General features: G+C 63.7%; 13 protein-coding genes. 6 read left to right on the top strand and 7 right to left on the bottom strand.

What is annotated here, in order from left to right:
* Positions 1-52 precede the first annotated feature (52 nt).
* Positions 53-430: a hypothetical protein gene (locus tag BJ963_RS13940; RefSeq protein WP_179457245.1), complete on the bottom strand. Its 378-nt coding sequence runs from the start codon at positions 428-430 to the stop codon at positions 53-55.
* A 375-nt stretch (positions 431-805) separates the two neighbouring features.
* Here BJ963_RS13940 and BJ963_RS13935 point away from each other — a divergent pair, with 375 nt between their 5' ends.
* The 4 genes from BJ963_RS13935 (at position 806) to BJ963_RS19605 (ending at position 6,814) form a co-directional block, all read left to right on the top strand.
* A complete protein-coding gene (locus BJ963_RS13935; protein WP_179457244.1) occupies positions 806-1,600 on the top strand; it encodes a hypothetical protein in 795 nt (264 codons plus the stop codon).
* 23 nt (positions 1,601-1,623) lie between these two features.
* A complete protein-coding gene (locus tag BJ963_RS13930; RefSeq protein WP_179457243.1) occupies positions 1,624-3,666 on the top strand; it encodes a Mu transposase C-terminal domain-containing protein in 2,043 nt (680 codons plus the stop codon).
* Positions 3,663-4,712 carry a TniB family NTP-binding protein gene (locus BJ963_RS13925; protein ID WP_179457242.1) on the top strand — a complete coding sequence of 350 codons (1,050 nt, stop codon included), beginning with the start codon at positions 3,663-3,665 and terminating at the stop codon, positions 4,710-4,712. The genes BJ963_RS13930 and BJ963_RS13925 overlap by 4 nt, the downstream gene beginning before the upstream one ends.
* Before the next feature lie 359 nt (positions 4,713-5,071).
* Positions 5,072-6,814 (top strand): zinc-ribbon domain-containing protein, encoded by a 1,743-nt coding sequence (locus BJ963_RS19605; protein ID WP_425484730.1) that lies wholly within the window; start codon positions 5,072-5,074, stop codon positions 6,812-6,814.
* Positions 6,815-6,910: 96 nt separating this feature from the next.
* Here the strand turns inward: BJ963_RS19605 and BJ963_RS13915 are convergent, their stop codons facing one another.
* A complete protein-coding gene (locus BJ963_RS13915; RefSeq protein WP_179457240.1) occupies positions 6,911-7,162 on the bottom strand; it encodes a hypothetical protein in 252 nt (83 codons plus the stop codon).
* Positions 7,163-7,345: 183 nt separating this feature from the next.
* On the opposite strand from BJ963_RS13915, the gene BJ963_RS13910 reads away from it, so the two are divergent.
* Entirely contained in the window at positions 7,346-7,885 is a 540-nt protein-coding gene (locus tag BJ963_RS13910; protein WP_179457239.1) for a hypothetical protein, read from the top strand.
* Between the two features lie 190 nt (positions 7,886-8,075).
* Here the strand turns inward: BJ963_RS13910 and BJ963_RS13905 are convergent, their stop codons facing one another.
* The 5 genes from BJ963_RS13905 to BJ963_RS13885 form a co-directional block, all read right to left on the bottom strand.
* Positions 8,076-8,573, bottom strand: coding sequence for an HIT family protein (locus BJ963_RS13905; RefSeq protein WP_179457238.1), 498 nt, complete (start codon positions 8,571-8,573; stop codon positions 8,076-8,078).
* Positions 8,570-9,175 (bottom strand): macro domain-containing protein, encoded by a 606-nt coding sequence (locus tag BJ963_RS13900; RefSeq protein WP_179457237.1) that lies wholly within the window; start codon positions 9,173-9,175, stop codon positions 8,570-8,572. The genes BJ963_RS13905 and BJ963_RS13900 overlap by 4 nt, the downstream gene beginning before the upstream one ends.
* Positions 9,176-9,423: 248 nt before the next feature.
* The gene (locus BJ963_RS13895; protein ID WP_179457236.1) at positions 9,424-9,933 is read right to left on the bottom strand and encodes a TIR domain-containing protein; all 510 of its coding nucleotides are present in this window, start codon (positions 9,931-9,933) and stop codon (positions 9,424-9,426) included.
* A 611-nt stretch (positions 9,934-10,544) separates the two neighbouring features.
* Positions 10,545-12,116: a transporter gene (locus tag BJ963_RS13890; RefSeq protein ID WP_179457235.1), complete on the bottom strand. Its 1,572-nt coding sequence runs from the start codon at positions 12,114-12,116 to the stop codon at positions 10,545-10,547.
* The gene (locus BJ963_RS13885) at positions 12,098-12,871 is read right to left on the bottom strand and encodes an ATP-binding cassette domain-containing protein (protein ID WP_179457234.1); all 774 of its coding nucleotides are present in this window, start codon (positions 12,869-12,871) and stop codon (positions 12,098-12,100) included. Before BJ963_RS13885 ends, BJ963_RS13890 begins: the two co-directional genes overlap by 19 nt.
* Before the next feature lie 408 nt (positions 12,872-13,279).
* Here BJ963_RS13885 and BJ963_RS13880 point away from each other — a divergent pair, with 408 nt between their 5' ends.
* On the top strand, positions 13,280-13,597 hold the full coding sequence (locus BJ963_RS13880; RefSeq protein WP_089916380.1) for a DUF7882 family protein: 318 nt from the start codon (positions 13,280-13,282) through the stop codon (positions 13,595-13,597).
* Positions 13,598-13,606: the final 9 nt, after the last annotated feature.

Raw genomic sequence — 13,606 nt, 5'->3', positions numbered from 1 at the left:
AGGTCGACTAAGACCAGTTACGAAGTGCGCCTCACGCGGAGACCTGCGCCGGTCACTCGCTAATGACGACCGTCCCATATGCGACCGGATTCTGAGACGTGTTGTTCAGCGGGTCCGGCTGCCCGATGAGGGGATGGTTCGGAATGGGTGTCCCTTCAACGCCGAGGCGGCCGCCGTCGTGTTTGCGTATGCCCTCTACGGTCCCTACCATCCGGATCACGCCGGCGTGGCTGATGAGCAACAGCTCGCACGCGAGAACCTTCTCGGCACGCATCTTCCATGCCTCTCGACCACGGTTCCAGAGCTCTGTCGCGTCTAGCCCGTCCCGATAGCCGATGAGCTCTCGGGTATCGGAGGTTCGTCGCACACCCTGCTCAGCGGCGATCTTGATGCGGACAACCGGGATGGTCTTGCTGGTGGTGGTGTTCATGCGAATATCATACTAGTCAACTATTCAAATAGTCAACTAGTCCTTTTGAAGGTGAATCCGCCCATCATGCGCGCGTTTCGAAGTCAGCGTCGCTGTCGGCAAAGAACACATGTGGCCAGCGCCCAGCGAGATGGTTCCGCCCGACGCGCCCGGCTCGCAACTGCGAGGAAAACGCCGACCTGGCCAGATTCTTCTCGTCTACGAACAAAAGTCACCGGCGACAGGCCAAGTTTGGGCGTTGGCTCGCTGAAACCGTCGATCGATAGGTGGTCAACTTGCGGCAGTGAAGTGAATCCGCAGGACGGCCGGCAAGACAAGGTCCGAGAAGGGACGGCGCGACGGCCGAAGCGGAGGGCGTTGTGAGGAGGAGCAGCGATGCGACCTGCGGAGATAACCAAACAAATCCTGACGCGACGGCGTTCGCCGCGCACCGAACTTCACTGGGTCTCTCGGATCAGCATGCAGACCCCGGGAGGCACTACCCCCGAGCAACAGTTCGCGACGGTCCAAAGTGAGATTGGAGGCTGGGATTGGGTTGCAATCGACCCGATGTTGGTGCGCACTTCCAAGGGACTCCGTCATGGCTTTACAGGCGCCCTCTACTTTTGGCAGCGAACCCGCTCTCATATCTGGTGTGAGTCGCAGGCAGAGCGCTGGGAGGTACTCTGGCTGGATTTCTCTGGCGAGGTGGAGCGCCTTTGGGCACAGCCCCTTGCGATCGCATTTGGGCTCGACTCGCGCCTAGCCGAGTATTGGCACATCCCCGACTTCATGGCGCAGTTCCGCAACGGAAGCTTCGGGTTGTATGACGTGCGCCCCGTCGAGCGAATCGACGATCGAGCCAAGCTCCAGTTCGAGGAGACCGCGAAGGTCTGCAACGTACTCGGCTGGCAGTACAAGGTGCTCACTGGCCACGACATCAGGGCGACCCAGAACCTCAACGGCCTGTCAGTGTCCCGCCACGACCGCTGCAAACCAGCACCCCCGGCAGAGGCGCTCATTCTTGACCTTGCTCGGTTTGGTGCCACCCGCCGCGAGCTGTGTCTCGCCGCATCCCCAAGCTGTCCGCCATTGGCGTGTGCCTGGGTGGACTACCTCGCGTGGCACCGCCAACTCACTGTCAGTCTCAACGCTCCGCTGACAAGCGACACCGTCTACACGACTACCTAAGAGCAACCTCGGGAGGAGTGGTGATGCCCCAGGAGTACAAGCTACGCCTTGGCGACGCCGTCGAAATCGACGGCGAGACGTGGGTGTGGGAGGCGGTGCGCCGCGGATCGGAAGCCAAACTGCGGCGTGAGGGGTCGGCAACCGATTGGATGGTCCTGTCCATGCCCGAGTTGCTTGCCGTTGCGGGCACTGCGCGACGGGACACGGTGGTGCCCCTTCGTCCGCTGCATGGGACCTGGGCAGCTGACGTTCTCGACATGGAGAAGCATCTGCTCGAGGTGTTCCAGGGTCTTCCGATGTCCCCGACGGCCGAAGGCCCACGCCCCCTGTACGATCTTGCGACCTCTACCCAGGAGGAGCGGATCGCTTCAAAAGTCCGTGAACTGGCGGGCACGTCAAGCGCCCGGTCGCGCAGGACGTTGTACAACCTCTGGCGGGTCTATCAATCGGATGGCGTTGCAGGGCTCGAAGCCCGTATGCACCGCACGGGCAGAAAAAGGCTCGCAATCGCCACAGCTGATCCACGCCTCATCGACGCAATTGACCGCGTGCTGGACGACCGCGTGACACTCCCCACGAGCACTCGCCGCCACTGTGCAACCTTGGTCCGTCGAGCACTGGAGCAAATGTATCCCGGCGACCCGCTGTGCGGTGTGAAGGACAATACGCTCCAGGGCTACATCAATGAGCGAGACGCAGGCCGGTATAGCTTCGACAAGGCGACCACGCGGCGCACCGCGGCGAATAGTCCGGCGCGCGAGTATTACTCAATTGGCGCACACCAGCTCGGCGCGGTTTGCGAGATCGACTCGACCAAGCTTGACGTTCAGGTGTGGGACGACAAGGGCAACATTTTTCGTCCCGTGCTCACCGTTCTGTTCGACGTGGCTAGCCGCGTCCCCCTGGCGTGGGCTACTCACTCTGACTCGCCCAATGGCTACGACCACGCTCTGCTGCTGGCGCGGGCAATAGTGGGTCGCCGGCGTGTCCCAGGCTCCGCGGCTGCAGCCCTCTCGGGATCAGCAACGCTTCCCGTGGCGCTGATGAAGCAGGTCAATCCATACCTGGATGATGACTCCCTAGCAGTGCCGTGGATCTTCCCGCATGCGATCACCATTGACGGCGGCGCCGACTACCGATCGGCCACCTTTGAGGCAGCTTGCCGCGCATTTGGAATCACGCTGGTACTAGCCCCCCCGCGAGCGCCCACCGCTAAACCTCACGTGGAACGCAACTTCGGCACAATATCCTCGGACTTCGCGACCTGGTTGGCCGGAGCCACAGGCAATTCTGTAGCCAACAGGGGTGAGCGAGACTGCCCAACTCTGACGATGGACTCGCTGCGGCTCGCATTGGACGCCTGGATCACGACCGTATACCTGAACAAACAACACAGCGGGCTCCGCTCCCCGCTGTTCCCGGGGCGCGCGTGGACCCCAAATCAGATGTACTCCGCTCTCTTCGAAGTCGGGCCGGGAGTCCAGCTTCCGTTTCGCGCTGAAGACTTCTTCGCGCTGCTGCCCCCGGCTCGACGCGTGGTCAGCGACGAAGGCATAGCATTCCGAAACCGCCAATATGATTCACCGCTGCTGGGGAACCTGCGCAACCGTTCGGTCACTGGCGCTGCTGCTGGCTCACGGCAAGCTCGCAAATTCGACATCCGCTTTGATCCGTACAACACCAATGCGGTGTGGATACAGCATCCCGAAACCCTGGAATGGATCGAATGCTGGGACAAGGCCATCGATCAGAAGGCAGCGTGGATGGTTGCCGAGACTGAGATCAAGCTTTCCAAGCGTTTCCCAATCGGAGACGCCGGAAGCGCCGGAGACGCTCCAAAGACAGTCGAGTTTCTGGACGAGATTGAACGCCGAGCGCGGCGCGATGTACGAGCCCGCAACCGTCATCTCCGTGACACCCGCAACAAGTCCAACGATGAGCACGTCGCTAGAGCCGCGGCTGACGAGCCGGTGCTTATCGAAGCGGACAGTCTCGAAAAGCTGGATGACATCGATTGGAGTTCGTCAGCCTACGACATCGTCACCGTGAAGGAGCTCCGCTCGTGATCGTCCAGTCTCTGACCTTGCAACACGACCGGAAGACGACAGTGCCCGGACTTCGCGAGGCGCTTACGGCGCTACCGCCCGTCCCGCCGCCGATATCCTTCTCGGAATACGCTGCGCTCTCGGCCGGTGACCGAGACGTGTACGACGAGGCTCGCCAAGACTTCGTGCGCCTAACTCTGCGCGTACCAACTCCCGAGCAAGACGTCAGTGCCCGCATCCTCGCCAAGCTGATCGCTTCGAACCAGCGCCGCAAGAACTCGCGCCGAGGAATCATGATCTCGGCGCCGATGTTTTACGGCAAAACCGAATTGGCGCTGCTCCTCGCGCGCTCAGTTGAGCGCGAGCACGCCAGGCGTTATCCGGATTACACCGAGCGCGGCGAGGTTCCGGTCGTCTGGATAGAGGTGACGGATCACGCGACGGGCAAGGCGCTACTTGCCCAGATAATTCGATTCCTCGCACCGACCGCCGCAGAGCCAACACGAATCAACACCCACGACCTCCGGCGTCAAGCCGTCGAATTGCTTCACTCTCATCACACGAAGCTGCTAGTCATCGATGAAGCTCACAACCTCGGCGGGAGCGAGCCGTCGAGCGTCATCAAAGCCCTCCAGAACGAGTCCTCGGCAACGGTCGCACTTGTGGGGATAGACCTCGCTGGCGGCAAAGCATTTGGGTCGGGTGAAGGGCTCCAGGTGACGATGAGGTGCGATCTGGTCGAGCTACGCAAAGTGGACATACGCACTGACAGTGGACTAGATCTTTGGAAGCGCTGGGTGGCAACGTTTGATCGCAACCTACCGCTATGCGAACACCGTCCCGGAACACTGACCCGAAATCACTTAGCCCTCCACGCGGCGGCAAGTGGGCGCCTTGCCATACTCGCGATGATCGTCGAACGCCTGATTTCGTCGATACTCGGAGAGCCCGCCAGAGTGGACGAGGAGGTAACACGTGAACGGCTCTTCGCCGTCCTAGACGGCTTGCGGCAGACCACTCCCGTCCGGCACCGAATCAAGCTGGACGATCTGGTGGACGCAGCGTGACTGACGAGCGGACATGGTCCATCCGGCCGAAGTGGCATCGGTTCGAATCACCGCGTTCCTACGCTCGCCGTCAAAGCCTGGCCGCAGGGATTCCGTTTGATTTCGTCGAGCGAGGCCTCACGTCCCGAAAGCAGCCTTACATCTACAAGGTTTGGGCCGATGAGGCGACAGCAGCAGTCACGGTAGAAGCTGCAGCCGGTCGCCCAGCAGGCCACTATCTGCTTCTCAAGCAACTGGCGCAGCCCAAAGCTGGTGTGAGCTACCCGCAGCGGTACTTGTGTCGCCTATGCGGCGGTGGTGATCACGTCGAGCAGATCCCACACGACCGTGAGAATTGGTGCCTCCGGCATCCCACTCAGATGGTGTGGGCGGGCCCTGGCACGGCACCGGAGACTCAGATTGTCGTTCCCTTCGACCGCACCCAAGCGAACGCCGAGCGCTTGTTTCGCCGGCTCGCCGGCGCTGGTCGGATTGACGCGGGGTTGCATGCTCGCGCGTGGGAGATGGTCCGGGACAACGCGTGGCTAACCCGGCCAGATGGCTGGAAACCGTCGCTATCGGAGTGCCTTCACGACCATGAGGTGCAGGGCCGCGCATTGCTGTTTCCCGAGACTGTTGCTGTGCTGGCATTGCTGTCGAATCCGCGGAATATCGAACGGTGGGTAGTGCTCACGTCAGCGCAGCTCCGCGAGGATATAGCCCGGATGCTGCCACCTGCCACCGGGCCGGCGGATGTACTTGTGGAGCGAATCGTGCTGTGGCTGCGGCGCTTTCGGCGCGAGATTCGTCCAACCCGCATCGACCCGCTCGACGTTCCGCAAGACATCGTGAATACTGCCGCAATCATCGACGTCACCGCCACCTACCCTCTGTGGATACAACGAAACCCGCGAGCTATCGGCGAGTGGGATTGGAGGCGAAATGAAGAGACGCGCGATCCGTGGAGCTCGCGGGGGACGTCTTTGAAGGCCTCGTGGACATGTGATGCTGGTCATGCGTGGAAGACGACTCCCTACGTTCGCACATTGGCCGGTTGCCCGTACTGCGCGGGGCAGTCGGCGTGGTTGGGCGAGTCGGACCTTGCCACCCAGTTTCCAGGGTTAGCGGCTGAGTGGGACTACACGCCCGGAGCAAATTCAGGCGATCCTTCGCATGCCAATTCGCGATCCAACCGCCGCGTCAGCTGGATCTGCGGGCGAGGCCATCGGTGGGTCACCGCCATCTATAACCGTACGAGAAACGGCTCAGGGTGCCCGTACTGTGCGGGGAAGCGCATTATCCCTGGCGAGACCGATCTTGTCACTCGTCGACCCGATCTCGCTGCCGAATGGGACTATTCGCGAAACGGTCCGCGTGACCCTCACACCCTGGGGTCGAAGTCAGCGGCAAAAGTCTGGTGGGAAGGTCCATGCGGACACCATTGGCAGGCGCTGATCAGCAACCGCTCGAAGGGCATGGGCTGTCCATACTGCGGCCGCAAAAGGGCGCTACCCGGCGAAACCGACCTCGCTACCGTTAGGCCAGACCTTGCGGCCGAATGGCACCACAGCAACCAGTTGAGCCCCACAGATGTACTCCCCAACTCGGGAAGGAAAGTTACATGGCAATGCGCCGAAGGGCACCTCTGGAACGCCATCGTAATTAGTCGTTCCAAGGGCCGCGGTTGCCCGTATTGCTCCGGAAAGCTCGTGATACCCGGGAAGACAGACCTTGCCACCATCCGCCCGGACATCGCGACCGAGTGGGACTCATCGAACTCGCTCACCGCCCAGGAGGTGACCGCTCACTCGGACCGTCTAGCGACGTGGAAGTGCCGGGCGGGGCACGTGTGGCAAGCGGTTGTCAGTAACCGAACCGGCCGACGTCGCGTCGGATGCCCCTACTGCTCGGGGCATCGTGCAATCCCTGGCCAAACCGACTTGCGTACTTTGAGGCCAGACCTTGCCGCAGAGTGGGACATCAGCAACACGCGCCCACCGGACCACGCCAAACCAACATCAACATTCAAAGTCGCATGGCGATGCGCGAGAGGACATGTCTGGGAAGCGACACCCCGGCACCGCTCGCAGGGCCACGGATGCCCTCACTGTGCGCCAAAGTGATCCGGGACACTCGAGTGCCCAATCACTTCCTCGGGCGGGCCGTCAAGGAGGATCATCTTGACCGGTGGCCGTCTAGCGCGGCTGAGTGTCGCTGCCTCACACCGATCGTGGGTCATCGGACTCCGGGGCCGCTGGATGCGCGATGCGAGTAGAGGCCATCACCACGTCCGCTAGCTCTCGAAGGATGGCGACCACGAAGTCGGTGCCTTTGCCCTGCTCTTCAGCCGCCTGCTTCAGCTCCGCGAACGCCTTTTGGATGGCTTTCGGAATCACTGGGTTTGGCATCGCGACTCCCTCGCTTTCGGTGAAACAAGCTGAAATCAGGGGCCAATGCAACTTCGCTGCCATGTGGCTGAGCTCCTGTGTGCGCGACCACACTACGCCGCAATCGCGGAGCGTTGCTAAGGGCACCCTCCGCCCAGCAACGAAAACGCCGAGGCGAACGGGGGGACAATCCGCGGCGATCGCCGCGATGAACTCCCTGACTGCTGGTGGGCGCGGCAACCACGGTTTGCGACTAAGGTTCGCGGCATGAAGCGGCGTTCACGAGACTGGGCACTCGAGTACCAGCGGGCACGAGGCGAACCCCTCTCTGCGGAGCAGGCAGACTATCTAGTCGAGTCAGGCGAGTTCACCCGCGAGTCACTCGAAAGCGCGCAAGCCGCGATCGCTAGAGGCGAACTCGCTGAGGCGGAGCGAGCCACGCGACAAGCAGGAATCGACGCGTCGCTAATCGTCGAGGCGGTGGCTCGCCGGCTTGGCATTAGCGTCGCCCAAGTCGACAAGCGCCGTGAGGATGGAGAACTTTTCGCGTTCGTCTTCGCCGGTGACACTCTCTACCCGACCTGGCAATTTACCGATGACCCGAGACATCCCGTCTTGTCTGGGCTGAGTTGCGTTCTCCGGGCGATACCGGAGGATTGGCATCCCGCAGGGGTACTCGCATTCATGACAACCCCCAAGTCCAGCCTGCAGGTCAGCGACAAACAACTGAGTCCCGAACAATGGCTACTTCGCGGCGGTGACCCGCGCGCGGTAACGGCGATCCTCGAGAGTTTCTTGATGTCATAGATCCTCGGCGCGCCGCACCCGCGGGGCGAGTGTGTGACCTGAACGGCGATCCCAAAAGTGCAATCTCTCGCCGCTAACTCCGCGCGTCGTGACATCCAGCCGCCACCTCGCCGACTCGCGCGTTAGCACCCGGTCATAGCAGGGCCCCACCGGGGTTGCTGTGCGACGACGCCAAAGCGGTGCGTGTATCTCACGCACCGCCACTTCGAGCAAGGCGCGGCTCTACGACTCGGTGGACAGCGGACCGAGCGGGGACGGAGCTCGTCAGCTGGCGCCCGATCTCGTCGGTTTCCTCGACGGAGCTTTCCGCCACCTCACCGAAGTCAGTTCCACCGCCGGGGAGTGTCCCTGCGACGTGGAAATGAAGATGAGGAATTGCCTGATGTGCGGCCGTTCCGTTGTTCTGCCAGACGGCCACCCCCGGACGCTCGAATACCTGGTCGATCGCGTGGGCGGCGTCACGGACGGCAATCATGAGGTCGCCTGCCTCCGAGTCGGCCATGTCAAGCAGCGTGGGTACGTGCCGGATGGGAATGACCAGCAGATGCGCGATTCCTCGTTGTTCTCGAGTAACCAAAACGGCAACGCGGTCTTCCCGCCATAGGACGGTGTAGGGGCGAGCTCCGGTTAGATAGTCACAAAATGCGCAACCATCCCCATTTGGTAGATCGAGTGACCACTCCGTCATGATGGCCGAAGAGAATTGAGGAAGGCTTGGATCTCGAGATGGTCTAGCGCGTCGTACTGTTTAGGCGGTGCGACGATCACGAGTTCGTCGCAGACCTTCTGGGTTCGTGAAGCCAGCATGAAGGAAAGTGCAATAAAGCGGACCGAGTCCACCGCCGGAAGCACAGGGGAGAGTTTGGATTGCCCCCCACCGATCATCGGTATGCAGACCCTATTGCCGTTACTCTCGCTTCGGACAACCTTCCACAGTTCGCTCAGGCTATTCCAGACGCCGTCCGTCGTGGAGGACGCTGTGCTCCGGCTATCCATCGCGGTGTAAGCCACAAGGAAGTATCGGCGGGCGTTTGCCCGTAGCGCTATGGTCGTGCCGAGAGGATATGTGAGGGTCTTTCCGAGTTTGCCCGGAATGGTACCGGTCGAATCGACGTGCGCCAGCTGTTCCTCAATATCGGCATCCAGCTTGGCGGCGTCGTTGTCGTAGACCCGTTGTAGAAATTGCCCCTGGACGCTCGCGGTCGCAATATGAGGGGATGCCGTATCAAACGTGTCGCTGACGCCGATCACTAGGTGCGATTCGGGTTGATCGAAGAGATCTCCACGCACGAGCCGAATGGTCGTGGACGGTGCTTGATAGCGGGCCTCGATGGGTCGCGGCCATGCGCGAACTAGTCCATATCCCGCAGAAGTGGCTAACGCACATGGTGCGATCCAGCCGGCATGAGTAAAGAAGTCCGGTTGGAAGAGCACAACTACCCCTCCAACGAGAGCTAAAGCGCCGAACGCAGCAGCAGCGTGAGTTCCGAGAAGCTTCCAGAACCGCCATGTCCGAAGGTCGCGCAGGACGGAATCCATCACAGGCCCAGCTTGGTGTAGATCTCTTCCTTGTAATAGTGGGGTCCCGACTTGTTGCCCGCGGCGAAAGCGGGAACATACCCGTCCAGAGCGAACCTGATGATTGCAGGCTGGAAAGAAACCGAGACCGTGTAGTAGTCGGCGTTCAGAAGCGGGGTGGGAATGAAGTTGCGGTCGATGGTGCGGTCGCCGTCGAGATTGGCGACCACAACCGGAAGGTTGAACTCCATCAGCACCTTGACCTCATGTGCGAGGAATGAGGCGCCATCGGATCCCTTTCTCTTCGCGTCCGAACTTCCTAAGAGGACAACTTGCTTCGCGTTCTTCATCCGTTCGCGGAGGTTCCGCTTGATAGTTTCGGGCTGACTGGTATCGCGAGAGACATTGAGGTCATGCGCGTCGTAGAAGTTAAAGTCGATGTGCTTGTTCTCGCGCCAGGCCTCCATCAGCCGATACGACTTGATGTTCTCGCTCGCGAAGGCGACGTAGGTTTTGTTGCGGTAGCTCAAATGGTTCCCCCAGATTCGTTATGTTGCCATGCTCGAGAGCTTCTCAATGAGGTTCTCACGTCCGCCCTTCTCAAAGCCGTCCCCCGTTGGGGAGGCAGATCGATCGCGGTCGACGCGGAACTCCCCGGATTGCGACGCTCGACACTTTCGCCCGAGACCTGGCTGAATCCGGAACGCGCCCGCATGAACCGCTCGCTCCCGGGCTGCAGGTAGGGAAGGCACTCTGCGATGGCTGCCGCAGATCGAACACTCGATGATGATCCACTCCCCGCCGACTTTTTCGCTGCGGTGGCGATGATTGTGCAATGACAAAGCGCGCCCGCTTCGCGTGACGCCGCCGATCTTGTGTGACATTCAATGCAATCGGGCACCATCACCGACACGGCTGATCGAGTCGCGAGCGGATGCGTGAATTCGCGACGAGTGCGGACGTCATCTCGCAACTCAGGGAGGGGTGGCAGGCCGTCCTGACCGGAGTGCTGGATGCGGCGCACGCGCGTCGCGCATCCACTCCATCCTGAGCGGTCCGCGATGCGCGAGGTGCACGCAGGTGCGGGCGACACGCCGCGTCAGACCGCAACAACGTGCACCTCGGGGCGTGGATGCGCGCCTCAGGCGTCCTTCCGCAGCTGCAGGAGCAGCTCCGGGGCGCGCGCATCCACCACCCGGCCGCCGACGCGCACGCCGATCGCGAGCAGCACAGCGCCGAGGACGACACCGGCCGCGAGCCCGAGCCAGCCCCAGATCGCCTCGCGGGTGACCAGGGAGACGACCAGCAGCACGATCTCGGGCAGGCACAGCACGGCCATGACGCCCCACGCGGCGAATGTCGGGCCCAGAAGCGAGATGTTGGCGCCTGGGCGCGACCGGAACGGGTTGTCTCCGGGCTCCGGGACCGGGAAGACGAAGCGAGCAGACGTCACCGCGCAGACGGCGGCGCCGCTGAGCAGCATCCCGAGCGAGAGCCCGAGCAGGCCGGGCGCGGGCAGCCAATCGCCCTCGAAGGCCGTGGAGCCGATGGAGACGATCACGACGGCGGGGATGCCGAACGTCAGCATCGCCGAGGCACGTCCCCAGCGGTCCGCGCGACCGGGAACGGCCTTCGACACGTGGAGCGCGAACGCGGTCGAGTCGTACGACACGTCGGCGATCATCCCGATGCCGAGGGAGAACGCGACCACCGGACCGGCGGCGAAGAAGTAGCCGGTCGAGTGGTTGATGCTCGAGTAGAACCACATGATCGCCGGCAGCAGCGGGATGACGAGCAGCTGCCGCAGGTAGCGCGGGTCGCGGAACCAGTAGGTCAGGCAGCGAGCCGCGATGGCACCCGCCTGCGTTCCGGGCAGGATGCCGAACAGGCCGGACGTGCCCGGCGCGCGGACGCGCGACGAGGCGCGCGCCGGGGTCACCAGCGAGCGCGCGAGGCCCCAGCGCCACACCGCCCAGAGCACGGCGAAGGTCGCAACGGCGATGAGCAGCCGCAGCAGGGCGCCGAGCGGATCGCCCGCGGCGACGGCGCCGGGCACCGCCCAGACCGCGCCGAGCGGCGACCAGCCGAGACCCTCCGCGACGGCGGGCAGGGCGTCCGCCGACGACCGCAGGCCACTGGTGATGCCGATGATGATCGGGCCGGCGAGGATGAGCGGGATCAGGATGAGGAGCCCGCTCGCCTCACGGAACCGGCGGCCCGACGACAGCCCGCTCGCGATGGAGGTGACCGCGCGCGACACGACGATGCAGGTCGCGGCGCCGAGCACACCCGTCACCAGGGCGATCAGTGCGACGCCCGGCGAGTGCAGCCAGGGCAGGGCGGTTCCGAGCGAAGCGAGCGTCGTCGCGGCGCCCGCCACGCCGACCGCGCCGCTCAGCAGCATCCCGATCATCAGAGGCCGCAGGGCGATCGGGTAGACCGCGAGATGCCCGGGGTCGAGCGTCTGCTCGACGCCCGAGAGCAGGAGCGGAAGCACCGCCCAGCCGAGCACGGCGGCCGAGCCCGCCAGCACCACGGCCGTCGTCGCGACCTCCGCGGGTGCGAACGACAGGCCGACGAGCGCGCCGAGCACGACCACGAGGCCGACCGCGCCGTAGATCGCGCCGATGACCACGGCCACCAGCTGCCCGGTGCTCCGGCGGAACGAGTTCTTGAGGACGAGCAGGCGGAGCCTTACGAGTGTCGCAACCACTCCGGCCCCTCCCCGACGCGGCGCCCGCCGACCAGCGCGACGAAACGGTCCTCGAGCGTGGATCCCGCGCGCACATCGTCCACCGAGCCCGCGGCGACGACGCGGCCCGCGGTGATGACGGCGACGTGGTCGCACATCCGCTCCACCAGATCCATCACGTGCGACGAGACCACGACCGTGCCGCCGCCGTCGACGTAGGTGCGGAGGATGTCGCGGATGTTCGCGGCGGACACGGGGTCGACCGACTCGAACGGCTCGTCGAGCATGAGGACGCGCGGCGCGTGCACCATGGCGGCGGCCAACGCGATCTTCTTCGTCATGCCCGCGGAGTAGTCGACGACGAGCGTGCCGCCGGCCGACTCCAGGTCGAGCAGCTGAAGGAGGTCGTGGGTGCGCTGCTGCGCGGTCGGGCGGTCCATCCCGCTCAGGAGCCCGGCGTACTCGACCAGCTGCTGGCCGGTGAGGCGGTCGAACAGCCGGACGCCGTCCGACAGCACGCCCACCATGGCCTTCGTCGCCAGCGGATCCTTCCACATGTCGACGCCGTGGATGAGCACCTCGCCGGCGTCCGGGCGGAGCAGCCCGGTCGCCATGCTCAGCGTGGTGGTCTTGCCCGCGCCGTTCGGTCCGACCAGCCCGTAGAAGCTGCCGGACGGCACGTCGAGATCGATCCCGTCGACCGCGACCTTCTGCCCGAACCGCTTGTGCAGCCCGCGGATCCTGATCGCGAGGCCGTCGTCCTCCGCCACGCGCACCCCCTCACGTCATCCGTGCCGCCCGCACCTCGGACCGCCCGTCCGACCACCCTATCGGCGGGCTGCGACGCGGTGTCGAGGGGTACGGGCGATTCGACGCCGGAGCACAGGTCGCGGCACGCCGCGCGCCCCTGGTCGCCATCGGCGTGCCGCGCCTGTTCCCGGCGGGGGAGGGACCGCCCGCCGGGGAGTCATCCGGAGGCGCGGCGGGAACGGATGGCGGATCGGCCCTGTTGCCAGGCCGCTCCCAGGGTTCAGATCCCATTCGTCGGGTTGCGTGACTGCGAACTGCGCATCTTCATACTGCAGGCGCTCCTGGCGGCCGACCTCTTAACCACGGTCCGGTCCCGGAGTCAATCCCCCTGACGCGAGAGGATTTGCGTGCGTCGTTAGGGCACTATGAGGACCATGGGAAAACTCGTCTACGGCGCAGGCCAGGAGTATGACCTCGACGATCGAGTGCTCAGCCACGTCAAGCTTGCGATCGTCGCCAAGCTGCGCCGCCACGAGAGCTTTCTGCTGAATTGGGATGTGCCCGTCGAGCAGGGTTCGGGCCGCGTCTCGCTCTGGATCAGCCGCGAGGTTCCGCTGGCGTTCCAGTTCAGCGGGAGCCGCCCGCCCGCCATCAACCCGCAGTGGCTCGAAGCGCTGATGCACACCTCGCAGCGCACCGGCGGCATGGTGATCATGCCAGAGGACGAACTCAGCCGTCACCTTCCCGGCTGACCCCCTCTC

Origin of the sequence: Leifsonia soli (genome assembly GCF_013408745.1) — a bacterium.
In the GTDB taxonomy this organism is placed as follows: domain Bacteria; phylum Actinomycetota; class Actinomycetes; order Actinomycetales; family Microbacteriaceae; genus Leifsonia; species Leifsonia soli.
The sequence above is the reverse complement of the archived record's forward strand: the minus strand, read 5'-3'. Positions and strand labels throughout refer to the sequence as shown.